At 69.5% G+C, this 25,427-nt stretch carries 24 protein-coding genes; 4 read left to right on the forward strand and 20 right to left on the reverse strand.

Going from position 1 to position 25,427, the window contains the following annotated elements; translation table 11 throughout:
- Nucleotides 1-159: 159 nt before the first annotated feature.
- From pstB to pstS, 4 genes are all read right to left on the reverse strand, one after another.
- Complete coding sequence (gene pstB, locus P5G52_RS02250) at nt 160-939, reverse strand: phosphate ABC transporter ATP-binding protein PstB (protein WP_301224358.1); 780 nt, start codon at nt 937-939, stop codon at nt 160-162.
- Between the two features lie 30 nt (nt 940-969).
- On the reverse strand, nt 970-2,076 hold the full coding sequence (gene pstA / locus P5G52_RS02255) for a phosphate ABC transporter permease PstA (protein ID WP_301224359.1): 1,107 nt from the start codon (nt 2,074-2,076) through the stop codon (nt 970-972).
- Complete coding sequence (pstC, locus tag P5G52_RS02260) at nt 2,077-3,030, reverse strand: phosphate ABC transporter permease subunit PstC (protein WP_301224360.1); 954 nt, start codon at nt 3,028-3,030, stop codon at nt 2,077-2,079.
- 145 nt (nt 3,031-3,175) lie between these two features.
- Nucleotides 3,176-4,294, reverse strand: coding sequence for a phosphate ABC transporter substrate-binding protein PstS (gene pstS, locus P5G52_RS02265; RefSeq protein ID WP_301224361.1), 1,119 nt, complete (start codon nt 4,292-4,294; stop codon nt 3,176-3,178).
- Between the two features lie 221 nt (nt 4,295-4,515).
- Here pstS and P5G52_RS02270 point away from each other — a divergent pair, with 221 nt between their 5' ends.
- From P5G52_RS02270 to disA, 3 genes are all read left to right on the forward strand, one after another.
- Nucleotides 4,516-5,643 carry an FUSC family protein gene (locus P5G52_RS02270; protein WP_301224362.1) on the forward strand — a complete coding sequence of 376 codons (1,128 nt, stop codon included), beginning with the start codon at nt 4,516-4,518 and terminating at the stop codon, nt 5,641-5,643.
- Between the two features lie 44 nt (nt 5,644-5,687).
- Nucleotides 5,688-7,073, forward strand: coding sequence for a DNA repair protein RadA (gene radA, locus P5G52_RS02275; RefSeq protein ID WP_301224363.1), 1,386 nt, complete (start codon nt 5,688-5,690; stop codon nt 7,071-7,073).
- A 195-nt stretch (nt 7,074-7,268) separates the two neighbouring features.
- Complete coding sequence (gene disA, locus P5G52_RS02280; RefSeq protein WP_301224364.1) at nt 7,269-8,345, forward strand: DNA integrity scanning diadenylate cyclase DisA; 1,077 nt, start codon at nt 7,269-7,271, stop codon at nt 8,343-8,345.
- Nucleotides 8,346-8,446: 101 nt separating this feature from the next.
- On the opposite strand, the gene P5G52_RS02285 is transcribed toward disA, so the two are convergent.
- Nucleotides 8,447-9,145: a hypothetical protein gene (locus P5G52_RS02285; RefSeq protein WP_301224365.1), complete on the reverse strand. Its 699-nt coding sequence runs from the start codon at nt 9,143-9,145 to the stop codon at nt 8,447-8,449.
- A 221-nt stretch (nt 9,146-9,366) separates the two neighbouring features.
- Between P5G52_RS02285 and P5G52_RS02290 the strand changes: the two genes are divergently transcribed.
- Nucleotides 9,367-10,290: an HhH-GPD family protein gene (locus P5G52_RS02290; protein WP_301228600.1), complete on the forward strand. Its 924-nt coding sequence runs from the start codon at nt 9,367-9,369 to the stop codon at nt 10,288-10,290.
- Between the two features lie 88 nt (nt 10,291-10,378).
- Here the strand turns inward: P5G52_RS02290 and dhaM are convergent, their stop codons facing one another.
- The 15 genes from dhaM to P5G52_RS02365 form a co-directional block, all read right to left on the reverse strand.
- The gene (gene dhaM / locus P5G52_RS02295) at nt 10,379-11,125 is read right to left on the reverse strand and encodes a dihydroxyacetone kinase phosphoryl donor subunit DhaM (RefSeq protein WP_301224366.1); all 747 of its coding nucleotides are present in this window, start codon (nt 11,123-11,125) and stop codon (nt 10,379-10,381) included.
- The gene (gene dhaL, locus P5G52_RS02300; RefSeq protein WP_301228602.1) at nt 11,122-11,772 is read right to left on the reverse strand and encodes a dihydroxyacetone kinase subunit DhaL; all 651 of its coding nucleotides are present in this window, start codon (nt 11,770-11,772) and stop codon (nt 11,122-11,124) included. Before dhaL ends, dhaM begins: the two co-directional genes overlap by 4 nt.
- Nucleotides 11,773-11,774: 2 nt before the next feature.
- Nucleotides 11,775-12,776, reverse strand: a complete 1,002-nt coding sequence (dhaK, locus tag P5G52_RS02305) for a dihydroxyacetone kinase subunit DhaK (RefSeq protein WP_301224367.1) — start codon at nt 12,774-12,776, stop codon at nt 11,775-11,777.
- Nucleotides 12,777-13,050: 274 nt separating this feature from the next.
- Nucleotides 13,051-13,227 (reverse strand): CsbD family protein, encoded by a 177-nt coding sequence (locus tag P5G52_RS02310; protein ID WP_301224368.1) that lies wholly within the window; start codon nt 13,225-13,227, stop codon nt 13,051-13,053.
- 131 nt (nt 13,228-13,358) lie between these two features.
- Nucleotides 13,359-13,868: an amino-acid N-acetyltransferase gene (locus tag P5G52_RS02315; RefSeq protein ID WP_301224369.1), complete on the reverse strand. Its 510-nt coding sequence runs from the start codon at nt 13,866-13,868 to the stop codon at nt 13,359-13,361.
- Between the two features lie 35 nt (nt 13,869-13,903).
- Nucleotides 13,904-15,928: a prolyl oligopeptidase family serine peptidase gene (locus P5G52_RS02320; protein ID WP_301224370.1), complete on the reverse strand. Its 2,025-nt coding sequence runs from the start codon at nt 15,926-15,928 to the stop codon at nt 13,904-13,906.
- Nucleotides 15,929-16,073: 145 nt separating this feature from the next.
- On the reverse strand, nt 16,074-18,581 hold the full coding sequence (locus P5G52_RS02325) for an ATP-dependent Clp protease ATP-binding subunit (RefSeq protein WP_301224371.1): 2,508 nt from the start codon (nt 18,579-18,581) through the stop codon (nt 16,074-16,076).
- A 123-nt stretch (nt 18,582-18,704) separates the two neighbouring features.
- Nucleotides 18,705-19,034, reverse strand: coding sequence for a histone-like nucleoid-structuring protein Lsr2 (locus P5G52_RS02330; protein ID WP_301224372.1), 330 nt, complete (start codon nt 19,032-19,034; stop codon nt 18,705-18,707).
- An 86-nt stretch (nt 19,035-19,120) separates the two neighbouring features.
- Complete coding sequence (locus tag P5G52_RS02335; RefSeq protein WP_363321910.1) at nt 19,121-19,282, reverse strand: hypothetical protein; 162 nt, start codon at nt 19,280-19,282, stop codon at nt 19,121-19,123.
- A gap of 38 nt (nt 19,283-19,320) precedes the next feature.
- Nucleotides 19,321-20,823: a lysine--tRNA ligase gene (lysS, locus tag P5G52_RS02340; RefSeq protein WP_301224374.1), complete on the reverse strand. Its 1,503-nt coding sequence runs from the start codon at nt 20,821-20,823 to the stop codon at nt 19,321-19,323.
- 58 nt (nt 20,824-20,881) lie between these two features.
- The gene (panC, locus tag P5G52_RS02345) at nt 20,882-21,808 is read right to left on the reverse strand and encodes a pantoate--beta-alanine ligase (protein WP_435868633.1); all 927 of its coding nucleotides are present in this window, start codon (nt 21,806-21,808) and stop codon (nt 20,882-20,884) included.
- A gap of 98 nt (nt 21,809-21,906) precedes the next feature.
- On the reverse strand, nt 21,907-22,857 hold the full coding sequence (locus P5G52_RS02350) for a Rossmann-like and DUF2520 domain-containing protein (protein WP_301224375.1): 951 nt from the start codon (nt 22,855-22,857) through the stop codon (nt 21,907-21,909).
- Nucleotides 22,844-24,436, reverse strand: a complete 1,593-nt coding sequence (locus P5G52_RS02355) for a PH domain-containing protein (RefSeq protein WP_301224376.1) — start codon at nt 24,434-24,436, stop codon at nt 22,844-22,846. Before P5G52_RS02355 ends, P5G52_RS02350 begins: the two co-directional genes overlap by 14 nt.
- A complete protein-coding gene (locus P5G52_RS02360; protein WP_301224377.1) occupies nt 24,433-24,948 on the reverse strand; it encodes a PH domain-containing protein in 516 nt (171 codons plus the stop codon). The genes P5G52_RS02355 and P5G52_RS02360 overlap by 4 nt, the downstream gene beginning before the upstream one ends.
- The gene (locus P5G52_RS02365; RefSeq protein ID WP_301224378.1) at nt 24,941-25,426 is read right to left on the reverse strand and encodes a DUF3180 domain-containing protein; all 486 of its coding nucleotides are present in this window, start codon (nt 25,424-25,426) and stop codon (nt 24,941-24,943) included. The genes P5G52_RS02360 and P5G52_RS02365 overlap by 8 nt, the downstream gene beginning before the upstream one ends.
- Nucleotide 25,427: the final 1 nt, after the last annotated feature.

Raw genomic sequence — 25,427 nt, forward strand, 5'->3', positions numbered from 1 at the left:
AGCCGGGGCGGCGTTCCCCCGGGTTTGAGAACCCGGCGCGGCGGCACGTGGTCTACGCGTCCGGGGCCGACCGCATCCCTCCCGGAACGACGACGGCGGCCCCCCTGGGGAGCCGCCGTCGCCCTGCCGCCGCCCATTCCGCGGCTTGGGAGCAGGTGCCTATCCGAAGCGGCCGGAGACGTAGTCCTCAGTCGCCTTCTGCGCGGGCTTGTTGAAGATCGTGGTGGTGTCGCCGTACTCGATGAGCTTGCCCGGCTTGCCCGTACCGGCGATGTTGAAGAACGCCGTCTTGTCCGATACGCGCGCCGCCTGCTGCATGTTGTGCGTCACGATCACCACGGTGTAATCGGCCTTGAGCTCATTGATGAGGTCCTCGATGGCCAGTGTGGAGATGGGGTCCAGGGCCGAGCAGGGCTCGTCCATCAGGATCACCTGCGGGGACACCGCGATGGCGCGGGCGATGCAGAGGCGCTGCTGCTGGCCGCCGGAGAGGCCCGAGCCGGGGCGTCCGAGGCGGTCCTTCACCTCGTTCCACAGGTTCGCGCCGCGGAGGGACCTCTCGACGAGGTCGTCGCCGTCGGACCTGCTCATGCGCTTGTTGTTGAGCTTGACGCCTGCCAGCACGTTGTCGCGGATCGACATCGTGGGGAACGGGTTGGGCCGCTGGAAGACCATGCCGATCTGGCCGCGCACGGTCACGGGGTCCACGGCGTCGGCGTACAGGTTGTCGCCGTCGAGCAGCACCTCACCCTCGACGCGTGCACCGGGGATGACCTCGTGCATGCGATTGAGCGTGCGGAGGAACGTGGACTTGCCGCAGCCCGACGGACCGATGAACGCGGTCACGGAGCGGGCTTCGATATTGATGTTCACGTCCTCCACGGCAAGGAACTTGCTGTAGTAGACGTTCAGGTCCTTGACGTCGATTCGCTTGGACATTGCTTCCTTATGGGTCGTTACCGCGGATGGTCAGCGGCTGGTCTTGGGGGCGAAGATGCGGGCGACGAGGCGGGCGACCAGGTTGAGCAGCATCACCATGAGGATCAGCAGGAGCGCTGCGGCCCAGGCGCGCTGGGTACTCGGATCCGGCGACGTCGGGGAGGTCGGGGTGAGGATCTGGTAATAGATGAAGGTGGGGAGGGTGCTCATCCACCCGCTGAAGACGTTCCAGTTGATGGAGCTCGCGAATCCCGCCGTTACCAGAATAGGTGCGGTCTCACCGATGACGCGCGCGATGGACAGGGTTACGCCAGAGGCGATACCGGAGATCGCCGTCGGGATGACCACCTTCGTGATGGTGCGCCATTTGCGCACCCCGAGCGCGTAGGACGCCTCGCGGAGTTCGTTCGGCACGATCTTCAGCATCTCCTCCGTGGAACGCACCACCACGGGGATCATGAGCACGGACAGAGCGACGGCCGCCACGAAGCCGGTGCGGGTGCCGGGGCCGAACAGCAGGGCGAACAGGGCCGCGGCGAACAGGCCCGCAACGATCGAGGGGATGCCCGTCATCACGTCCACGAAGAAGGTGATGGCCTTGGTGAGGCCCTTCCCTGAGCCGTACTCGACGAGGTAGACGGCGGTGAGCAGGCCGATCGGCACGGAGATCAGCGTGGCCCACAGGGTGATCTGGAGCGTGCCGAGCACCGCGTGGTACGCACCGCCCAGGACCGGAGTGCCGCCCTCGACCGCCTCGTTGTCCACGGCTCCCGTCACGCCGTTCATCGAGGTGAAGAGGAAGTTGTAGCTCAGCCCCGGGACGCCGCGCTCCAGGACGGTCCAGAGCACTGACACCAGGGGAAGGAGCGCGATCAGGAAGGCGCCGTAGACGAGGAACGTGACGAGCCGGTCCTTGGCTTTCCGCTCGCCTTCGGCGACGGCGGTGACCAGGGTGGCCGCGAGGACGAAGACGACGGCGGTGATGATGGCCCAGCCGACGACGCTGAAGCCGATGAGGGAGGCCAGTGCGGCTCCGAGGACGACCGATGCTGCCAGGACGACCCACACGGCGTACGAGGGGAGGTGTCCCCGCGTGAGGTGGGACTGGCGACGCTGAAGCGTCTGGTTCGCTGACATCTAGTTCGCTCCCGAGAATTCTTTGTGCCGGGTGATGATGAAGCGGGCGATCATGTTGACGGCCAGCGTGATGACGAAGAGCACGAGGCCGGCCGCGATCAGCTCGTTGAGCCGGAGACCGAAGGCCTCCGGGAAGTTCAGTGCGATCTCGGCCGCGATGGTCTGGTTACCGGATTTCACGAGGCTCGCGCCGAGCGCGCCGGGAGAGAGGACCAGTGCCACCGCCATGGTCTCTCCCAGGGCGCGGCCGAGGCCGAGCATCGTCGCGCTGATGATCCCCGGCCGGGCGAAGGGCAGGACCGCCATGCGGACCATCTCCCACCGCGTGGCCCCCATCGCGAGCGCGGCTTCCTCATGGAGGTTGGGCGTCTGCAGGAAGATCTCCCTGCTGAGCGAGGTGATGATCGGGATGACCATGACCGCGAGGACGATGCCGGCGGTGAGGATGGTCTTGCCGGTCTGGCTGGCGGGTCCGGCGAAGATCGGGATCCAGCCGAGGTTCTGGGCGAGCCAGGTGTACACCCGGGCGAGCTGCGGCGCGAGGATGATGTAGCCCCATGCGCCGTAGATGACCGAGGGGATGGCCGCGAGCAGGTCGACGACGTACCCGAAGGCCCTCGCCAGCCTGCGCGGGGCGTAGTGCGAGATGAAGAGCGCGACGGCGATGCCGATGGGCGTCGCGATCAGCAGCGCGATGGCGGCCGCGACGACCGTGCCGATGACGATCGGCAGGATGTAGGGGGCGAAGCCGTTGCCGCCGGTGACCTCGGTGGGGTCGGCGGTGAAGATCGGCGCAGCCTGTACGAGCAGGAACACTGCGACGCTGAAGAGGACGGCCAGGATCAGGATGCCGGCAGCCAGGGAGATGCCGGAGAAGATCTTGTCGCCTGCGCGGCCTCGATCTGTCGACGCTTTCAGCGAGCTGGTCGACGCTTTCAGCGAGTTGGTTGACACGTCTTTGCCTTCCAGGCGGTCGATTTCAGGTGCAGGATCAGCCCGGGTGCCGGGCCGATAGGGAAGGTCACTGCTCATTCCAGCCGTAAACGGCGGACGGTCCCGTCCGGTCTCCATTAGACCAGACGAGACCGGTGGGCCATCCCTAGGAGGCGACCTCGATGGAGTCGATGGCCGTCTGGGCCTTCTCGCGCAGGGCCTCCGACAGCGGGGCGTTCCCGGCGGAGGCCTCGGCCTCTGCCTGGCCGTCCTCGCTGATCACGTAGGAGCCGAACGCCTTCACGAGGTCGACGGTCTCCTGGCTGTCATAGGTCGTGCAGTAGATGTGGTAGCTGACCAGGACGACGGGGTAGGCGCCGGATTCGGTGGTGTCGCGCTCGAGGTCGAGCGCCATGTCGAGCTCGGGGCGCCCCTCCACCGGCGTTGCCACGTCGACGGCCTTGGCTGCGGCGTCGGAGCTGATCTCGGTGTACTCCTCGCCCACCTTGACCTTGGCCTTGCCGAGGTCTCCGACGGCGGAGGCGTCCGCGTAGGTGATGGCACCGTCGGTCGAGGTGACCGTCTGGACGACGCCGGAGGTGCCCTTGGCATTCTCCGACTGCAGGTCGGCCGGCCAGGCGCCCGCGGCCTCGTAGGTCCAGTCCTCGGGAGCCGCGGCGGCGAGGTAGTCGGTGAAGTTCTCGGTGGTGCCGGACTCGTCCGAGCGGTGCACGACGGTGATCGTGGTGTCGGGCAGTTCGACGCCCTCGTTCTGGGAGGCGATCGCCGGATCGTTCCAGGCGGTGATCTTCTTCGTGAAGATCTTCGCGATGGTGGGAGCGTCGAGGTTGAGTTCGGTGACGCCCTCGAGGTTGAAGGCGATCGCGATCGGGGAGATGTACGTGGGGACGTTCAGGGCACCATCCGGGCCGCAGACCTCCACGGCCTGGGTCATCTCGTCGTCCTTCAGGTAGGCGTCCGAGCCGGCGAACTGGGCGCCGCCGCTCAGGAAGGCCTTGCGGCCCGCACCGGATCCATCCGGCGAGTACTGCACCATGGCCCCCTCGTTGGCGGACTCGAAACCGGCCTTCCAGGCCTCCATCGCGGAATTCTGCGCCGAAGAGCCGATTCCGGTCAGGGTTCCCGTCACCGCGGAACCTGCGGTGGTGGACGCACCTCCGGCCGCGGCCGGCTGGCCGGTGGCGTTGTCGGAACCGCACGCGGTCAGCGCCAGCGCAGCTACGGAGATAACTGCCGCTGCGCGGCCAAAGCGAAGAGCCTTCACTAGATTTTGCCCCTTCCAGGGATGGGTCCGGTGCGCTAGCGGCACTCGGGAGAGAGGTACGCGTTCCTGTACATCCTCGAAGCTAGGCAGTGCAGGTGAAGAGCGTGGCCGAGGGACATGAACGGAAAGTGAACAGCTCGGGACCATTGGCCGGTGGTGCCCGTGGACGCTGGCGGAAGGAGACGAATGGGTCCGTCCGCCCTACCTTCTAGACTGGGTCCATGCCGCCGCGCCAGGGAGTGTCCGCAACCCTCGCCTTCCTGCGCAAGCGCTCCCGCATCGGACTGAAGCGCAGCTCCAACTCCGTGGTCAATGCAGTGCAGATGACGGTGTGTGCCGTCGGTGCCTACGCCTTCGCCGAGGAGGTCCTCGGGCACAACGGCCCGCTGTTCGCGGCGACGTCGTCGATGATCTCCCTGGGCTTCTCGAGGGACCCGCGCCTGCGGCGCGTCCTCGAGGTGGCGATCGGCTGCACCCTCGGCATCTCGGTGGGCGACCTCCTGCTCACCTTCTTCGGCACGGGGCTCTGGCAGGCCGCCGTCGTGCTGTTCGTCTCGATCCTGCTGGCCCGCTTCCTGGACAGCGGCACCATCTTCACCACGCAGCTCGGACTGCAGTCCCTGCTCGTGGTCCTGCTCCCGGCGCCGCAGGGCGGGCCGTTCACGCGCAGCGTCGACGCCGTCGTGGGCGGGCTCTTCGCGCTCGTGATCACCGTGCTGCTGCCCCGCGATCCACGACGCGAGCCGAAGACGAACGTCCGGGGCCTGCTGGGCGAGCTGTCCGGCGTCCTCCGCGACAGCGCCTCGGCACTCCGCCAGAGTGATTCCACGCTGGCGTGGCACGCCCTGGTCCGCGCACGGAACTCCCAGTCCCGGCTCGACACCCTCACGGGCAGCATGAGGGCCGCGCAGGAGGTCGCCCGGATCTCGCCCGCCTACCGGCGCCACCGCGACGAGCTCGGTTCCCTGCGGAGCGCCGTGGAATCCATCGACCTGGCCATCCGGAACAGCCGTGTCTTCTCCCGCCGCCTGACGTCCGCCATCAACCACGCGGCCCTCACGGACGAGGCGATCGAGAGCCTCGGCCAGTCGCTCGAGGACACGGCCGACGCCGTGGATGCGCTCAGCCGGGCGCTGTCCGTTGGAGACTCCGCCGAGCGTCGTCTCAACCTGCGTCAGGCACGCAACGAGCTCGCTGCCGTCGCGACCGACCTCCATCCCGAGACCCTCGACATCGGAGGCCTCGAGGGTGAGGGGCTCGTCCTCCTCCTGCGTCCCCTCGTGGTGGACCTCCTCGAGGCCACGGGCCTCTCCCACGACGACGCCGCCGGCTACCTCCCCCGGCTCTGACGGCGCCGACCGGCGGTGTCGGTGAGCGCCGGTAGCCTGAAGGAATGGCCACGAAGACCTCCCCTGCCGCGCGCTCGGCGCGCAACAACGCTCCGAACTACCGCTGCGCGGAATGCGGCTGGACGACGGCGAAGTGGGTAGGGCGCTGCGGTGAATGCCAGGCCTGGGGCACCGTCGAGGAGACGGGCCAGGTCATCGCACGCACCACGGCCGCCACCGCAGTCACCACCCCGGCCCGGCGGATCGCCGAGGTCGACGCCACACTGTCCGGATTCCAGCCCACCAAGATCGACGAGCTGGACCGCGTGCTCGGCGGCGGACTGGTGCCCGGGGCCGTGATCCTCCTGGCCGGTGAGCCCGGCGTCGGCAAGTCGACGCTCCTGCTCGACGTCGCCGCCCGGGTCGCGCGCCTGGGCAAGGATGTCCTGTATGTCACGGGTGAGGAGTCCGCAGCCCAGGTGAAGCTCCGCGCGGATCGGATCGACGCCGTCGCCGATTCCCTGTACCTCAGCGCAGAGACCGATCTCGGCCAGGCCCTCGGCCAGGTCGAGACGATCGATCCTTCGCTGCTCATCGTCGACTCCGTCCAGACGCTCAGCAGTGCGGCGGTCGACGGAAGCGCCGGCGGTGTCACGCAGGTCCGGGAGGTCGCGGCGTCGATCATCGGGGCGGCGAAGGCGCGGGGCATGACCACCCTGCTCGTCGGGCACGTCACCAAGGACGGCTCCATCGCCGGCCCCCGGCTGCTCGAGCACCTCGTCGACGTCGTCTGCCAGTTCGAGGGTGAGCGCCACTCACGCCTCCGCCTGCTGCGGGCCGTGAAGAACAGGTACGGTCCGACGGACGAGGTGGGATGCTTCGACCTGACGGACGGGGGCATCGAGGGACTCGCGGATCCCAGCGGCCTCTTCGTGTCCCGCACCAAGGACCCCGTGTCCGGGACATGCATCACGGTCACGCTCGAGGGCCGTCGCCCACTGCTCGCCGAGGTCCAGGCCCTGCTGGCAGAATCCTCCAACTCACAGCCGAGGCGGGCGACGAGCGGCCTCGACAGCTCCCGCGTCGCCATGCTGCTCGCGGTGCTGCAGAGCCGTGCCTCGGTCAGCGTGAACAAGGACGACAGCTACGTGGCGACGGTGGGGGGCGTCCGCCTGACCGAGCCCGCCACGGACCTCGCCGTCGCCCTCGCCATCGCGTCCGCGAAGACCGACCATCCCCTGCCGGCCCGGCTGATCGCGTTCGGGGAGGTGGGCCTCGCCGGGGAGGTGCGTCCCGTCCCCGGCATCGGACGGCGCATCCAGGAGGCGGAGCGGCTCGGGTTCACGCACGCGATCGTCCCCGCGTCCCCCGGCGGTACGGGTCCCGTGCCGAAGGGATTCTCGGTGCGGGAGGTATCCACCCTCGCGGAGGCGCTGGCCCTGCTGTTCTAGGCGCCGCTGTTCCGGGTGCCTTCGGGGTGTCACTGGTCCACGACGGGGACCGGTGCGGAGGATTTCGCGCGCGCCAGTAGTATTATGTTCGGCTGCGCGGCTAGAGGCGCCGCCACCGACCACCGTCCGAGACTCGACGGCGGCCGCCCGACTGCGCCGGGCCTTCAACAGCGCGGGCGGTGAAAGGATAGGCCCATGGTTCGTAGTCCGGAGGACTCACTCAAAGCCACCCTCGCCAGAGTAGCCCCAGGAACACACCTGCGCGACGGTCTTGAGCGAATCCTGAGGGGACGCACAGGTGCGTTGATCGTGCTCGGCTTCGACCGCACGGTGGACTCCATCTGCTCGGGCGGCTTCGACATCGGCATCGAGTTCTCACCCACGCGGCTGCGCGAACTGGCGAAGATGGACGGCGCGATCGTGTGCGACAAGGATGCGAGCCGCATCCTCCGCGCCGCCGTGCAGCTCGTGCCCGACCACACCATCGAGACGCAGGAATCCGGTACCCGGCACCGCACCGCCGAGCGCGTCGCGAAGCAGACCGGCCTCCCCGTGATCAGCGTCAGCCAGTCCATGCAGATCATCGCCCTCTACATCGACGGGCTGCGGCACGTCCTGGAAGGCTCCGAACCGGTGCTCGCACGCGCCAACCAGGCCCTCGCCACCCTCGAGCGCTACCGGGCCCGGCTCGACCAGGTCACCAACTCGCTCTCGGCCCTCGAGATCGAGGCGATGGTCACCGTCCGGGACGTCGCCGTCACGCTGCAGCGCCAGGAGATGGTCCGCAGGATCTCGGAGGAGATCTCGCAGTACGTGCTGGAACTCGGCGTCGACGGCCGCCTGCTGTCCCTCCAGGTGGAGGAGCTCACCACGGGCCTCGGACCGGGCAGCGAGATGGTGCTGCGCGACTACATGAACCTCGGGTCCAGCACCGCGTCGCTCGACGAGCGGGTGGCGACCTTGCAGGGCTTCAGCTCTGCGGACCTCATCGACCTCGGCACCATCGCGAGCGTCCTGGGCTTCAATCCATCCGTGGACTCGCTGGAGGCTGTCATCCAGCCGAAGGGCTACCGCCTGCTGTCCGGCATCAAGGCCGTACCGCCGGCCGTCGCCAATCGGTTGGTGGACCACTTCGACGGCCTGCAGAACCTGATGGCCGCGAACATCGACGACCTGATGGCGGTGGACGGGATCGGCGAGCAACGTGCCCGGACCGTCCGTGAGGGGCTCTCCCGGATCGCCGAGACCAGCCTCCTCGACCGCTTCATGTGAGTTCCGGGCGGCGCACCGGCTCCGGTTGCCGGGCGCTGCCTCCCACGACACACAGGGCTGTCACCTTCGCGGGCATGCAGCGGCAGGGATTCGGCTGCGGCCTACTGGAGTGTGAAGGCCACCGGGCTGCTGCTCCTGGCACCGAGCCGGGTGGTCAGGGCATACGTTCCGGGCCCGGGGTCCTCCACCGGCGTGCAGCCCGGCATCGTCCGGTTGCGGGACCATTCGAAGGTCGCGCGTTCCTCGCCGCCCGGCTCGATCGTGCGCTCGAGGTCCTGCGAGTCGTGCTGGCAGTCGGTGGAGGAGAACACGCGCTCGTCGGCGCTGGTCAGCACGAATTCCATCTGGGACGTCCCCACGTTCATCGTGCAGGCCTCCGGTCCCTCGTTGCGGACCACGAGGGACAGGACAGGATCCTCTCCCGGCCCGTAGCTCTGCCGGTCGGTCTCGGCGGAGACCACGACGCTCGCCGGATCACAGCCGTCGTCCGACGCGGAGGGGGACGCGGAGGGCGACGCGGAGGTGGCGCTCGGCGAAGGCGCCGTGGACGGGGCCGGGCTCGAGGGGGCGGGGCTGGTGCTCGCGGAAGGACTGGCTTCGGGCGTGGGCGGTTCGCCCGCCGCAGCATCCGCGCCCTTCCCGAGCACGCCGGCCAGGACGAGGCCCGTGACGGCGAGGGCCGCGATCACCAGGAGCGCGAGGATGGTCACCGCCAGGCGCCTCCGGCGGTAGACCGCAGGGCTGTGCCCTTGCCTGCTGCCTGTGCGCCTGCCCGTTCCGCGATCGCCCGTGGATGCCATCCATCAAGGGTAGGGAAGGCCCTCCGCATTACTCCGGCCACCACGCCGGTGGATAGAGTATTCACGACGATGATTCAGGAGCACCCATGATCCCCGGCAACGGACCTACGAATGATCCCTCGCGCCTTGCCGGTGCTGCCAGTGCTGCCAGTGCTGCCACTGCTGCCACTGCCACCAGTGCTACCCGGGACGCAGGGAGGCTCGACGGCCTTCATACCCGGATGGCGGACTGGTTCGCCGGGACGGCGCGGGACCTGCCCTGGCGCGACGCCGACTGCTCGCCGTGGGGCATCCTCGTGAGCGAAGTCATGCTCCAGCAGACCCCGGTGGTCCGCGTCCTGCCGGTGTGGCGTGAGTGGCTCGAACGATGGCCCTCCCCCGCCCACCTCGCCGCAGATCCATCGGGTGCCGCAGTCCGGCACTGGGGCCGCCTCGGCTATCCCCGCCGGGCCCTCCGCCTGCATGCCGCGGCCACCGCGATGGTCGCGGACCACGGCGGCGCCGTGCCGTCCACGTACGACGAGCTGCTGTCCCTGCCCGGGGTCGGCACCTATACCGCTGCCGCGGTGGCCGCTTTCGCGTTCGGGCGGCGCGAGACCGTCGTCGACACCAACATCCGCCGGGTGCATGCCCGCGTCTTCGGCGGGAGTGCGCTCCCGGCCCCGGCGCTGACGGCCGCGGAGATGAAGCGCGCCACGGAACTCCTGCCCGCCGATGACGCCCTGTCCGTGCAGTGGAATGCAGCAGTGATGGAACTGGGAGCGGTGGTCTGCACCGCCCGGTCCCCGCTCTGCGACGCCTGCCCCATCCTCGACGCGTGTTCCTGGGTTGCAGCGGGACGGCCTGCTCCCGATTACGTCCCCAAGGGGCAGTCGTGGGCGGGCACGGACCGCCAGGTGCGCGGCGCGATCGTCGCCGTATTGCGCGATGCCGAGATGCCCGTACCGCGGTCCATCCTCCTGGAGTCCCCGGTGGATCTCAGCATGGGCGTGCCGGCCGCCTCCGGTCATGCGCTGCGTCCGGCCGCCCTGACCACGCTGCACGGCCTGCAGGCGCCGGCCGAGCAACTGGAACGCGCCCTGGCCGGACTCCTGGCTGACGGCCTCGCCGAGGACGCCGAAGGGGGCATCCGCCTGCCGGGCTAGAACGGATCCGTCGGTCGGGGACGCCGAAGGGCATCCGCAGGCCCGTCCGGCGGGCTCGCCGGAGGGGCATCCGGCTGGAACCGGCCTGTCAGGCGGGTTCGCCGAAGCCCGATTCGACCGCCTGCCCGATGAAGTCCACCGCTGCCTGAGCGTCCGGGCCGCTCGCCTCGGCCGTGACCGTGCGGCCCTGACCGAGTCCGAGGCTCATGAGCAGCATCACCGACTTCCCGTCGACGCCGTTCACCGTGACTTCCGCGTCGAGGTCCGCCAGTCCGGTGGCGAGCACCGCGGCCGGCCGGGCATGCAGTCCCATCTGGTTCGGCAGCGTCCAGGAACCGCTGGCCGTCCGGCCCCCGGACGACGGCGACGTGCCGGGAGCCGCATCGCTCCCCGGCGCCGCTGCGGCGTGGGTGACGAAGGGCTCGAGTTCCTCGGGCCGGATGGAGACGACCGCGCCCTCCGCGGCCCGCACCACCTCGTCGAGGGAGGAGCCGCCCTGCGCCTGGACGGCAGCCGCGACCGCCCCCTCCACGAGGGCGGCCTGCGCGAGGCGGACCCGATCCCGTGCCGAGGGCTCGAGGAACTCGAGCACCATCTCGGCCGTCATGACGGCCGAGCCGAGATCGGTCAGGACCACGACACCGTCGCCTCCCGACGCCTGCTCGATGCCTGCCTGCACGCGGTCGAAGCTCGTGCCGATGCGTACCGGGCCTTCGCCGTCGTCCGCTCCCCCGGCGGCGACGAGGACGACGTCGGGCGCCATCTGCGCGGCGAGTTCGACGACGCCCTCCGCGATCTTCGCGCTGTGCGACACGATGACCAGGCCGACGCTCATGCGATGCCTTCTCCCGCTGTCTCCGCAGCGGCCTGGAGGATCAGGGCGGTCGACACCGCCCCGGGATCCTGGTGGCCCGCGCTGCGTTCGCCGAGGTAGCTCGCCCTGCCCTTGCGGGCGATCAGGGGCTCGGTGGCCACCGCTCCCGCATGGGCCGCATTGGCTGCGGCGGCGAGAACCTCGGGTGGGGTTGCTCCCGCCTGGGCCGCGGTCTCGGCCGACTCGGTAGCCGGCGTCCAGGCGTCCACCATGGTCTTGTCGCCGACCTCGGCCTTGCCGCGAGCCACGATGCCGTCACGGGCGGCCCGGATCATCCCGGCCGCGGCGGCCGCGTCGATCTCGCCGGCGTCCCCGAGCGAGGTCGCCGCACGCAGGAACGCCGTCCCGTACAGCGGACCGGCTGCACCACCCACGGTGGACATCAGGGTCATGGCGACCTGCTTGAGCACGGCCGCCGGAGTGGCGGGAGCATCGCCGGCGTCGAGTTTGGCGACGACGGCGCTGAACCCCCGGTCCAGGTTCTCGCCGTGGTCGGCGTCGCCGATGACCCTGTCGAGATCGATCAGGAGGGCACGGTTCTCGGCCACCACGCGGGCGGTCTCCTGCACCCACCGGAGGGCCCACTGCGTATCGAGGACAGCGGCCATCCTCATGCCCCCCATCGCAGGGCGGCCGTGCGGACGGGTGCGTCCCACAGATCGAGCATCTCGTCATCGACGCGCAGGATGGTCAGTGACGCACCCTGCATCTCGAGGGCGGTGATGTAGTTGCCCACGAGTGATCTCTCGATCGTGACGCCGAGCCCCTCGAGCAGTTGCGCGACCTTCCGGAACACGATGTACAGCTCACTGGCGGGAGTCCCGCCCATGCCGTTGACCATCACGAGCGTCCTGTCCCCGGCGATCAGCCTGAGGTCGGCGACGATCGGCTGCAGCAGCCTCTGCGTGATGCCGTCGGCGTCCTCCATGGCGATCCGGTGCCGGCCCGGCTCCCCGTGGATGCCGATGCCGATCTCGATCTCGTCCTCGGCCAGGTCGAAACTGGGGACCCCGGCGTGCGGAACGGTGCAGGCGGCCAGGGCCACACCCATGGAGCGCACGCTGTCGACGACGCGCTGGGCGACGGAGGCAACGCCGTCCAGGTCGTCGCCGCGTTCCGCTGCGGCGCCGGCGATGCGCTCCACGAAGACGGTCCCGCCGACGCCGCGCCTGCCCGCCGTGTACAGCGAGTCCTCGACGGCGACGTCGTCGTCGACGAGCACGGAACGCACGGTAACGCCCTCCGCCTCGGCCATCTCCGCGGCCGTCTCGAAGTTGAGGACGTCACCGGTGTAGTTCTTGATGATGTGCAGGACGCCCGCGCCGCCGTCGACGGCGGTGGTGGCGGGGATGATCTGGTCCGGCGTCGGAGAGGTGAAGACGGCACCCGGCACCGCGGCGTCGAGCATCCCGAGTCCCACGAAGCCCGCGTGGAGGGGTTCATGGCCGCTTCCGCCCCCGGACACGAGGCCCACCTTGCCCTGCACGGGAGCATCCCTGCGGGTGATGAACAGGGGGTCCGGATGGACGGTGACGATGTCGGCGTGGGCAATCCCGAATCCTTCGACGGACTCGTTGACCACGGCCTTGGGGTCATTGATGAGCTTCTTCACGGCGACTGCTCCTTGACTGGGAACGGACATCTGACAGCCTGCAGCCCGTCCCGCGTGGACCACCCCGGCCACTGGACACGTTACCGCCCGTTCCTGCCGCTGCCTATAGCCCGGAGGCAGCCCCGGCACAGGCCGGAGACCGGCCCGACGACCCGACCCGGGAACCGCTGGAGGGCGATCCCGGCGAACCGGTTAAACGCCTGAGGGAGGGCCCCCGGCAGGGTGCCCTCCCTCAGATCGCCGGGCGCACGATCAACGGTGCGGCCCGGATGGATCAGCGTCCCTTGAACGCATCCTTGACGTTCTCGCCGGCGTCCTTGAGGCTCGAGCTCGCCTGGTCCTTGTGGCCTTCGGCTTCCAGGTTCTCGTCCCCGCTCGCCTTGCCGAGACCTTCCTTGATCTTTCCGCCCAGGCCTTCGCCCTTGTTCCCGATCTTGTCATCCAGTCCCATGATGCGGACCTCCTTCAACTCGGTGTACAGCCACCGGTACCGGTGGCCTGCCAGCGCCGCCAACGCGATGCTAAGCAGTCTTACTATATGCACGCGGGCCTGCCGAACGCCAGCCTGCGGCGGGAGGGTCCTCAGAGTCGCCGGATCATCCGCGTATTGCCGAGGGTGTTGGGCTTGACCCGGGCGAGGTCCAGGAACTCGGCGATGCCCTCGTCGTGGGACCGGAGGAGTTCGGAATATGTCTGGGGGTCGACGGCGGACTGGTCGGCCATGACCTCGAAGCCGTGGCGCTGGAAGAAACCGACCTCGAACGTCAGGCAGAAGACCCTGCTCACGCCGAAAGCCCGCGCCTCCTCGAGGAGTTCCTCCACGAGTGCGTGGCCCACGCCGTGGCCGCGGGCTGCGGGCGAGGTCGCGAGGGTGCGCACCTCCGCAAGGTCCTCCCAGATGATGTGCAGCGCCCCGCAGCCGAGCACCTCACCGCCGTCGGACTCCGCGATGCGGAACTCCGGGAGACCCTCGTAGTAGGCCACCGTCTCCTTCGCGATCAGGATGCGCTCCTCGGCGAGCGGCGCGACGAGCGACTTGATGGCGGGGACGTCCGCGGTGCGTGCGGGACGGATGGTGAAGGGCAGCGTCATTCGACCCACTCTACAAACCACCGCCCCGCCCGTGCCTACAGGCCCAGCTCCGACGGGAGGTCGCGCTCCTCCCCGAGGACGTGGGACGCGAGGAAGGCCTCGACGACGCCGTACCAGATCCTGGCGTGCTGCGGCTTGAGGATCCAGTGGTTCTCGTCCGGGAAGTACAGGAACCGGTGGGGCGTCCTGCCCTCGTCGTCGGCCGGGAGCTTCGACGCGGAAAGCAGCTCGTACCAGAGCCGCAGCCCCTCGCCGATCGGGACGCGGTAGTCCTTGTCCCCGTGGATGACGAGCATCGGTGTGCTGATGTTCGCCACGTGGTGGTGCGGGGAGTTCTCGCTCATCATGTCCGGCGTCATCTCCCGCTCCCAGTAGTACGCGGCGTCGGTCGTGGGCCCGAACTGGTCCAGTGCCCACAGGCTCGCGTGCGTGACGATCGCCGCGAAGCGGTCGGTGTGCCCGGCGACCCAGTTCGCCATGTAGCCGCCGAAGCTGCCGCCCATGGCAGCGACGCGGGTCCCGTCGATGTCGTCCCGCGCCACCAGGCCGTCGGTGGCGGCCATGAGGTCGGTGTAGGGAGCGCCGCCCCACTGGCCCCACCCGCGGTCCACCATGTGCTGGCCGTATCCCGTGGACAGTGCGGGATCGGGCAGGAGGACGGCGTAACCCCGGGCTGCCATGATCCAGGGCGACCAGCGCCACGTCCAGGCGTTCCACGAACCGATCGGGCCGCCGTGGATCCACAGCAGCGCCGGGACCGGAGCGCCGGCCGAGGCGCCGTCGGGCAGCACGAGCCAGGACCTCACCGGCTGGCCGTCCTCCCCCGCCGACTCCACGCGTTCGAGCGAACCGGGGAGCTCGGGGCGTTCAGCGGGGTTGGGAAGCCGCTCGGTGGATCCGGAGGCGAGGTCGATCCGGACGACCTCGGGCGGGAACAGGTAGGAGCTGCGGAGGGCGTACGCACTCCTGCCGTCCGGGGACACCCGGACGTCCGTATAGGCTGCGGCGTCCTCCGTCACGCGGCGCACGGCACCGGTGGACACGTCGATCACGAACACGGGGGCGGACCCGTCGTCGTCCGCGGTGACCACGAGGGCCGAGCCGTCGGGCAGCCATGCGGCAGGAGACGGCCAGCGATCCCACTCCCCGGCGAGTTCGGAGGGCTCGCCTCCCTCGAGGGGAAGCAGGAGCAGGCTCGTGCGGGGTGGGAGGTCGGCCCTGGTGCGCCGGTCCCTGATCACCGCGAGGTACCGGCCGTCGGGGCTCACGGGACCGGGCGCGTAGTCGTTCCCGCGGTCGTCCAGCAGCACGACGGATTCCTTCGTGGCGACGTCGACCCGCACGAGCACCGTCCGCTCGGAGCCCCGCTCCTCCGGAACCGTGAGGGAGGTGAAGAGCGCCGAACCGTCGGGGCTGAGGACGGGATGGGCATCCCGGAGGCCGCCGCGCGCGGAGGGGATGAGATCGGCGAGGGACCGATCGCCGTCCTCGCCGAGGTCCTGCAGCCCGAAGTACCGCGGCTCCTCCGGCCCGAGGTCGGCGTCCCAGTACCGGACCGGATAGCCCGAGTGGAGGACTGCGGCGACGCCCGCTTCCTTGCGTGCCTTGCGGCGCTCGGCGTCGTCCTCCTCGTTCGCCGAACCGGCCAGGACGGTCCCGGTGACCACGACGACGTCGGCCGCCTCCGCGGTGGCCACCCCTCCCACACCGCCCTCGCGCGTCAGGAGCAACGAGGACTCCCCTCCGGACGCGGGCAGGCGCCACAGGGCCGGGCGCTTCTCGCCGTCGGCGTCGTCCGGGTCGGGACGCGCCGACGTGAAGAGCAGGTCCCCGCTCGGGAGGAATGCCGCCCCGGACTCGCCCTCGGAACTGCGGGTCAGACGGCGGGCGGGCTGCCCGCCGGCCGGGTCGACCTCCCACAGCGCGGTCTGGTACGCGGTCTTCTTGGGGTTGAGGGTGGCGACGGACGTGACGAGGCGCGTGCCTTCCCGGTTGAGGACGAGCCCGCTGAGGCGGGGCAGGGCGACGAAATCCTCGAGGGAGGAGAAGGGGGTGGTCATGCGTCATCTCTACCACCGCGGATGGGCACCGTTCCACCTTTCGGAAAAATCAGTTGCCGAGGGTACCGATTCTCCTGCTCCCGTTAACGACGGAACCCGCCCTGGTGACCAGGACGGGTTCGTCGTATCTCAGATGCTGCTGGTACTACTCCAGGACAGTGGCCTCGAGCGCGGCCGGGGCGTCCTCGATCTCCTTGGGGGCGCCGTGTCCCACGAAGGTGAAGCGTGCATCCACGCCCTCGCCCTCGACGTCCACGTCGACGCGCTCTCCCGACTTCAGCTCGCCGAAGAGGATCTTCTCCGAGAGCTGGTCCTCGATCTCGCGCTGGATGGTGCGGCGCAGCGGCCGCGCTCCCATCGCAGGATCGTAACCGCGGGTCGCAAGGAGCACCTTGGCCGCGGGGGTGAGCTCGATCGTCATGCCCTTGTCCGCCATGCGGCGGCTGAGGCGCTCGAGGAACAGGTCCACGATCTGGACGATCTCGTCCTGCGTGAGCTGCGGGAACACCACGGTGTCATCGACACGGTTGAGGAACTCGGGCCGGAAGTGCTGCTTGAGCTCCTCCTGCACCTTCGCCTTCATCCGGTTGTAGCTCGTCTGGGTGTCGGTGCCGGACTGGAAGCCCGTCATGACGCCCTTCGAGATGTCGCGGGTTCCGAGGTTGGTGGTCATGATGATCACCGTGTTCTTGAAGTCCACCATGCGGCCCTGGCTGTCCGTCAGGCGGCCGTCCTCGAGGATCTGCAGGAGCGAGTTGAAGAGGTCGGCGTGTGCCTTCTCCACCTCGTCGAACAGCACCACGGAGAACGGCTTGCGGCGGACCTTCTCGGTGAGCTGTCCGCCCTCCTCGTAGCCCACGTAGCCCGGAGGGGCACCGAAGAGCCGCGAGACGGTGTGCTTCTCGGAGTACTCGGACATGTCGAGGGTGATGAGGGCATCCTCTTCACCGAACAGGAACTCCGCGAGTGCCTTGGCGAGCTCCGTCTTACCGACACCGGTGGGACCGGCGAAGATGAAGGAACCACCGGGACGCTTCGGGTCCTTGAGGCCGGCACGCGTACGGCGGATCGCCTGCGAGATGGCCTTGATGGCCTCGTTCTGTCCGATGACGCGCTTGTGCAGTTCGGCTTCCATGTTGAGCAGTCGCGAGGATTCCGCCTCGGTCAGCTTGAACACGGGGATGCCGGTCGAGTTGGCGAGCACCTCGGCGATGAGTTCCTCATCGACCTCCGCGATGTCGTCCAGCCCGCCGGACTTCCAACGGCGCTCCTTGTCGCTGCGCTCGTCGTGGAGCTTCTGCTCCTTGTCGCGCAGCGCCGCAGCACCCTCGAAGTCCTGGGAGTCGATGGCCGACTCCTTCTCGCGCTTGACGTCCGCGATGCGCTCGTCGATCTCCTTGAGCTCCGGCGGCGCGGTCATCCGACGGATGCGCAGGCGCGCTCCCGCCTCGTCGATGAGGTCGATCGCCTTGTCCGGCAGGAAGCGGTCCGAGATGTAGCGCTCGGCCAGCGTCGCCGCGCTGGACAGGGCGCCGTCGGTGATCGAGACGCGGTGGTGCGCCTCGTAGCGGTCGCGCAGGCCCTTGAGGATCTCGATCGCGTGCGCCACGGAGGGCTCGGCGACCTGGATCGGCTGGAAACGGCGCTCGAGGGCGGCGTCCTTCTCGATGTGCTTGCGGTACTCGTCCAGGGTGGTGGCACCGATGGTCTGGAGTTCACCGCGGGCGAGCATGGGCTTCAGGATCGACGCCGCATCGATGGCACCCTCGGCGGCACCTGCGCCGACGAGGGTGTGGATCTCATCGATGAACAGGATGATGTCGCCGCGGGTGCGGATCTCCTTGAGGACCTTCTTCAGGCGCTCCTCGAAGTCACCGCGGTAGCGGGAGCCTGCGACGAGGGACCCGAGGTCCAGCGTGTACAGCTGCTTGTCCTTGATGGTCTCCGGGACGTCGCCGCGCACGATCGCCTGGGCGAGGCCCTCGACGACGGCGGTCTTGCCGACCCCGGGCTCACCGATCAGGACAGGGTTGTTCTTGGTGCGGCGGGAGAGGACCTGCATGACGCGTTCCATCTCCTTCTCGCGCCCGATGACGGGATCGAGTTTCGACTCACGCGCTGCCTGCGTCAGGTTCCGGCCGAACTGGTCCAGCACGACGGAGCCTGCGGGCGTTCCCTCCTGCTGGGGGCCGCCGGTCGCAGCCGGCTCCTTGCCCTGGTAGCCGGACAGCAGCTGGATGACCTGCTGGCGGACACGGTTGAGGTCTGCGCCGAGCTTCACGAGGACCTGCGCGGCGACGCCCTCACCCTCGCGGATGAGACCGAGCAGGATGTGCTCGGTACCGATGTAGTTGTGGCCGAGCTGGAGTGCTTCCCGCAGGGAGAGCTCCAGTACCTTCTTGGCCCGGGGGGTGAAGGGGATGTGGCCGGACGGGGCCTGCTGGCCCTGCCCGATGATCTCCTGAACCTGTTCCCTCACGGCACCCAGCGAGATGCTGAGCGACTCCAGGGCCTTTGCGGCAACACCCTCGCCCTCGTGGATCAGGCCAAGCAGGATGTGCTCGGTGCCGATGTAATTGTGGTTGAGCATGCGGGCCTCTTCCTGGGCCAGCACAACAACTCGACGGGCACGATCTGTAAATCTCTCAAACATGAGACACACACTCCTAGCTAACGCGTATTTCGATGCTACGGGTACGGGATGTGCTTTGGGTGCGTGTTCGCCACAGGCGAGATAACGCCGAAGGGCTTCCCCTCCGGCGCCGCCCGGGGGTGGTCAGCGCTGTGCGGCGCGGTATGCCTCCACGATTTCGCTGTTGACACGGCCGCGGGAGGAGACGTTGTAGCCGTTCTCCTTGGCCCACTCGCGGATCTGCGCGGCTTCCTGGTTGCGGGACGGGGCCGGGGCGCTGGGGCGCTGCTGCTTCGAGGAGTTGCTGCGGCGGGCTGCGCCGACGTATTCCGCGAGGGCAGAACGGAGCTCCGAGGCGTGCTCCTCCGAGAGGTCGATTTCGTATTGCACGCCGTCGAGGCCGAAGCGCACCGTCTCGTCGGCTTCTTCGCCGTCGATGTCATCGATGAGAATGATCTTTACCTTCTGCGCCACAATGCTCTCCTAATTGGTTCCTCGATATCAATGCCCCCTGAAATGAGTATGGGCCACTATTCAATCGAGGTCAAAGAAGGGCATTTCTAACCGGGGTCGATTTCCTGATCGTCATTCTTTTCCCGCGTCGCCTCGCGGTTCCGCGCGTCCTCGGCATCCTGCATTTCCTCCGCACGTGCCATGGCCTCGCGCTCCGCGCGGTCCGCATTGAATATGGCCTTGATCACGAAGTAGAAAATCACCGCCAAGCAGGCTGATGGTAGGAGGACCGCAACATATTCCACGGCTACTGCCCCGCTTCGGGCTTGAGAATGGGGAAGAGGATCGACTCGCGAATTCCGACGTTCGTGAAAAGCATCACGAGGCGGTCGATTCCGAGGCCGATACCGCCCATCGGAGGCGCCCCGTATTCGAGTGCCCGGAGGAAGTCCTCGTCCAATTGCATGGCCTCGTCGTCACCGGCGGCCGCCTGGCGGGACTGCTCGGTCAGGCGCTCCCGCTGGATGACGGGGTCGATGAGCTCGGAGAAGGCGGTGCCGCGCTCCATGCCTCCGATGATGAGGTCCCAGGCTTCGATCAGTCGCGGATCGTCGCGGTGCGGCCGGGCGAGCGGCTGGGCGGAGGGCGGGTAGTCGTAGACGAACGTCGGCTGGATGAGCGTGGGTTCCACAATCTCCGAGAACAGCTCGAGCACCACCTTCTCGGCACCCCAGGCCGGGTCGAGCGAGACCTCGTGGCGCTCCGCGATCGAGCGGAGATCCTCGAGGCCCGTCTCCGGCGTGACGTCCTGCCCCACGGCCGCGGACAGCCCCGGGTAGACACCGAGCCACGCCCATTCACCGTCGAGGTCGATGGTGCCCTTCGCGGTCTCGATCGTGCGCGAGCCCAGGAGATCGGCGCACGCGAGGATCATCTCCTTCATGCGGTCCGCCATGACGAACTGGTCGGCGTAGGCCTCGTAGCACTCGAGCATGGTGAATTCGGGGCTGTGGGTGGAGTCGACGCCCTCGTTGCGGAAGATGCGCCCGATCTCGTACACCCGGTCGATCCCGCCGACGACGGCCCTCTTCAGGTACAGCTCCAGGGCGATCCGGAGGGTCATCTTCTGGTCGAACGCGTTGAGGTGCGTCTCGAAGGGACGGGCCGTCGCGCCGCCGTGGATCAGCTGCAGGATCGGCGTCTCCACCTCGATGTAGTCGCGGCGGTTCAGCGTCTCGCGGAGGGTGCGGGTGATCGCGGCGCGCGTGCGGACCATCTGGCGGGCTTCCTCGCGCACCATCAGGTCGACATAGCGCTGGCGCACGCGCGTCTCCTCGTTGACGCCCGCGTGCAGCGTGGGCAGCGGCCGGAGGGCCTTCGACGCCATGGTCCAGGAGTCCGCCATCACGGAGAGCTCCCCGCGGCGGGAGCTGATGACCTCGCCGTGCACCTGCACGTGGTCGCCGAGGTCCACGAGCGACTTCCACTCGGCGAGGCTGTCGGCGCCGATCTCGGCGAGGCTGAGCATGACCTGGAGCCGCGTGCCGTTGCCCTCCTGCAGCGTCGCGAAGCACAGCTTCCCCGAGTTGCGGATGAAGACCACACGGCCCACGACGGCGACCTGCCGGCCGCTCGACTCCCCCGTCCCGAGGTCTGCGAACTGCTCCCGGACCTCCACGAGCGAGTGCGTCCGCTCCGGCTTGACGGGATACGGCTCCGTCCCGGCGTCGAGCAGGGCTGCGCGCTTCTGCAGCCGGAAGCGCATCTGCTCGTTGAGGTCGTCCGCGGGGAGGGTTTCGTCGTGAGTCACGGAAGACAAGTTTACGGCCCCCTGCCGGGCACGCGGTGTCTGCGGCCGGCGATGTGGGTCAGGCCACAACGGGCAGGACGATGTTGTCGATCAGGCGGACCGCACCCACCCGTGCCGCGACCACGGCGAGCGCTTCTCCTGTCCGATCCTCCCTCCGGGGAGTGAAGGACACCGGGTCGACGACGTCGAGGTAGTCGAGGTCCACCAGGTCCTCTGCCGCCACCTGGGCGCGGGCTCCCGCGAGGTCGAGGGGCTCGCCGCGGGCGGCACGGTCGCGCAGGGCGCCCAGCACCCGGGACAGCACGAGGGCCGCGCGCCGCTCCTCGGGGCCGAGGAACCGGTTGCGGCTCGACAGGGCCAGCCCGTCGGCGTCGCGGACGATCGGGACGCCCTCGATGCGCACCGGCATGTTGAGGTCGAGCACCATGCGGCGGACGAGCGCGAGCTGCTGCGCGTCCTTCTCGCCGAAGTACGCGCGGTAGTCCGCGGTCGTCGCGGGCAGCCCGAGGTTGAGGAGCTTGGACACGACCGTCAGCATGCCGTCGAAGTGCCCGGGCCGCGACGCGCCCTCGAACACGGTGCCCATCCGGCCGGCGCCCACCCGGACCAGCGGCTCTCCGCCCGGGTACATGTCCTCCACCGACGGGGCGAAGACGACGTCCACCCCGCATCCGCCCAGGAGCCGGACGTCGTCGTCGAGCGTCCGCGGGTAGCGGTCGAGGTCGGCGGCGTCGCCGAACTGCAGGGGGTTCACGAAGATCGAGGCGACGACGACGTCGTTCGCGGCACGCGCGGTCCACGCGAGCGAGGCGTGGCCCGCGTGGAGGCCTCCCATGGTGGGCACGAGGCCCAGCGACGGCGGCCCTTCCGCCGCTCCCCGCCGGACCGCGGCCTGCTCGAGCAACCGGGTCGTCACCGCGCGGAGGTCGGCCGGAGTGGAGACGAGGAGGGGGGTCGCCGGGCTGTCGGGGCCGGTCGAGGTCACGGGATGGTCCTTCACGGGTCGGGGGCGGGCGCGGGCGGCGCCGCGCAGGAGTGCTGGGAGAGGTGCTGGGCGGGTTGCTGGGCGGGTCGGTCCCGGGATCAGGACGGGGGGCCGGAAGCTCTGTCCGGCGGGCCGGGCGGACCCCCGGTGCCGCGGGCGTCGGCGAGCGCGGCGAGGATCGCCTCGGCCTGCGCCTGCGTGAGGACACCCCGCTCGAGCGCCCGCAGCGCCGTGGCGCGTGCCATCCCGAGGTAGGCCTGGCGGGTGTCGGGGGCGTCGTGCGCCTCGAGGGCGGCCCGGTGCGCGCGGACCGTCTCGGCGTCACCCCGTGCCACCGGCCCCGTCAGCGCACCTTCCCCCGAGGACAGCGCGTTCTCGAGCGACGCCTTCATGAGCGGCCCGAGCATGCGGTCGGGGTGCTGCACTCCGAGGTCGGCGAGGAGCTGCGCGGACTGCGCGGCGATCGTGACGAGGTGGTTCGAGGCGTGGGCGAGGGCCGCGTGGTACAGCGCCCGCGACTCCTCCTCGATCACCACGGGCTCGCCGCCCATCTCCACGACGAGCGCCTGCGCGATCGGCAGCACCGCGGACGGTGCGGTGATCCCGAACATGCTGTCCGGCAGGCGTCCGAGGTCGAGGCTCAGTCCGGTGAACGTCATGGCGGGGTGGATCGCCAGGGGGATGGCACCCGCCGCGCGTGCAGGGCCGAGTACTGCGGTGCCGTGACGGCCGGAGGTGTGGACCACGAGTTGCCCGGCCTGCCAGGCGTTGAGCTGGGCCAGGCCCTCGACCAGCGTCGGCAGGGCGTCGTCCGGCACCGCCAGCAGGACGAGTTCGGCGCGTTCGATGATGTCCGGGACCTCGAGCACCGGCACTCCGGGCAGGAGGTTCTCGGCACGTTCGCGGCTCGCCTCGGACACGGCGGAGACACCGACGACGGCATGTCCCGCGGATCGGAGGGCCGCGCCGAGGACCGCGCCGACCTTTCCGGCGCCGACGATCCCGACGCCGAGCCTGCCGGGCCGGCGGGACGCTTCAGCGCTGGTCATCGGCGGGTTCCTCCCCTTGAGCGGCTGCGGGTGCGTACACCGGCGCCTCGGGCAGGACGTCCGGGACGGGACCCTGCGCGGAGGGCTCCGCCGGGCGGGTTTTCATCCACTGCTCGGGCCCGCTGCGGCGCCGGGCCTCCGCTGCCCGCACCGCCTGGCCGTGGAACAGCTCCCACGCGCCGGCGGAGTCGACCAGGGAGACGCGCGGAGTGACCGGGCCCGGAGTCGTCTGGAACTGCAGGTTTGATACCCGGAAGCGGCGATCGATCGGACCCTGCTCGATCGACAAGGACTGGGTCCGCTCGTGCGGCACGACGACGAGTTGCCGCCACAGCGCGCCCGAGCGCAGGAGGAGGGCCGTGCGCGTCACCGCGAAGCCGTTGCGCCGCCATGCCAGCGGTGCGAGCCATCGTGCGCGGCGCGGGCTGGTGAGAAAGCCCTCCTCACCGTCGCGGCCCGTCATCCCGGCGGAGAAGACCTCGACGGGACGGAGTGTCCCCGGATCGGGCAGGACGAGGGCCAGGATCTGCAGCACCTCGTCGCGGGTGCCGACGGGGAGCAGGGTGGTGCGTGCCTGCCCCTCGGTGGAAGCGGACAGCCCGTACCCCGCCACGTTCCCCGTGACGCGGTACCACCCCTTCAGGCGCCACAGCGGGGACTGCACGATGCCCAGAGCCTGCACCCGTCCCGGAGGAACGGTCTGCGCACGGGTGTCCAGCAGGCCGTAGCGAAGCCGGATGCCGTCGGGCGAGGTGGCGGCGCGGAAGTTGTAGCCCGTGTTCAGCGCGGACCAGTAGGAGCCCCCGACGCCGATGAGGACGGGGATGAACGACGTCGCGATGATCGGCGTGCGGAACACCACGCCGAGGGTGATGACGACGGCGGCCGCCACGACCAGCGCGATCGTCGTCCCGGACAGGACCGCGGCACCGAGGACGCGGGCGGGCGGAATCACCACGACCTCACGTTCGGGGGCCTCGACGGCCTCCTCCGGGTGCTCCGGGTCCGTTACGCCCGCTGCGCGCGCGAGGATGGTGGCGCGCAGCTTCCGCGCGTCGTCGAGCTTCAGGAACGCGAGGCGTACCGCGGATTCCCCCGCGTCGGCCACCTCGAACTTGAGCTCGGCGAGCCCGAAGATCCGGGCGAGGAAGGGCTGGACGATGTCGATGGCCTGGACCCTGTCCAGGCGCGCCTGCCGCTGCTGCCGGAACACGACGCCGGAGTGCACGCGCACGTGCTCGGCGGTCACCTGGTACCGCGTGAAGTACCAGGAGACGAAGAAGGCGGCCGCGATGACGAGGACCACGCCGAGCACGACCCCTGCCGCCAGGAGGAGGCCGACACCCTCGGGCAGGGGGCTGCGTCCCCTCGTCCCGGCGTCGAAGAGTCCCTCGAACCAGTCCCTGCCCACGAAGTAGACGATGGCAGCCAGTGCGATCCAGCCGCGCACGAGCGGGGAGATGAAATGGACACGCTGCCAGGCATCCCCGGAGTGGTCAACGGGGCCCGGTTGTCCTGCTCCCTCGGCCCCCTCGGATCCGGGGGTCGCCGGGCCGCCGGACGGTTCGTGCGCCGTCACAGCCCGGCCAGCCGAGCTTCTCCCCGCGCCGACAACTGCTCGCGCAGCCTCGTGCCCTCCTCGGTGGGCAGCCCGGGAAGGGAGGCGTTCGTGGCGGGGGACGCGGTGTGCAGCTTCAGCGTGCAGATCCCGAAGGCGCGCTCGAGGGGCCCGACGGAGACGTCGACGTACTGCATGCGGCCGTACGGCACCACCAGGGTGCGCTGGAAGAAGACTCCCTGGCGCAGGAGGAGGTCCTCGTCGCGCTCCGCGTAGCCGATCGCGGCGACCTGGCGCGGGAGCAGGAGGCCCCGCCAGACCGCGATGACCAGCACGACGGCGGGCAGGCCCGCTGCCACCCCCAGGGGCGGGAAGGATTCCCAGGCGCCCGTGAGGCGGAGGACCAGCGGGATGCTGCACAGGACCACCCAGATCAGGGACCCGATGAGCCAGCCGAGCAGCCGGACGCGCAGGTACTTCGGGGATACCCGGGCCCACTGGAGTCCGGAGGGGTCGATCGGTTCCCTAGGCATATTCCCCCTCGCTGTGGCCCGGAGCGCCCGTGCCGTCGTCGTCCGGAGGAAGTTTGCAGAAGTCCTCGACCACCAATCCCACCATAATCATCAGGGTTCCGCCCACCATGAGTGCCACGGATCCCCAGAGGGGTGCTGTGGTGGAGCGGACCGACAGCAGCGTCAGCTGGTCCACGAAGATGCCCGCGTGCCAGCCGAGGCTGAGCGCGCCCGCATAGGCGCAGGCCTGGGCGAGGACCAGGGTACGGGTCGCGAGGATCGGGTCGAGGGGCCGGTCCCGCTTGCCGTTGCGCCACTGGAGGACACGGCGCCCGAACACCAGGGTGATGGCGATGATCACGGCGGTGGTGACGAGGGAGGTCAGCGGCAGGGTCGGCGTGCCGTAGCCGTTGCGGGTGGCGAGCCAGTTGACCAGCCAGCCGGTGAATCCGGCCACCAGGCCCACCAGGGCCAGCCAGCGGAACCGAAGGGAGTTCACG

It is taken from the genome of Arthrobacter burdickii (genome assembly GCF_030433645.1).
GTDB lineage: Bacteria > Actinomycetota > Actinomycetes > Actinomycetales > Micrococcaceae > Arthrobacter_D > Arthrobacter_D burdickii.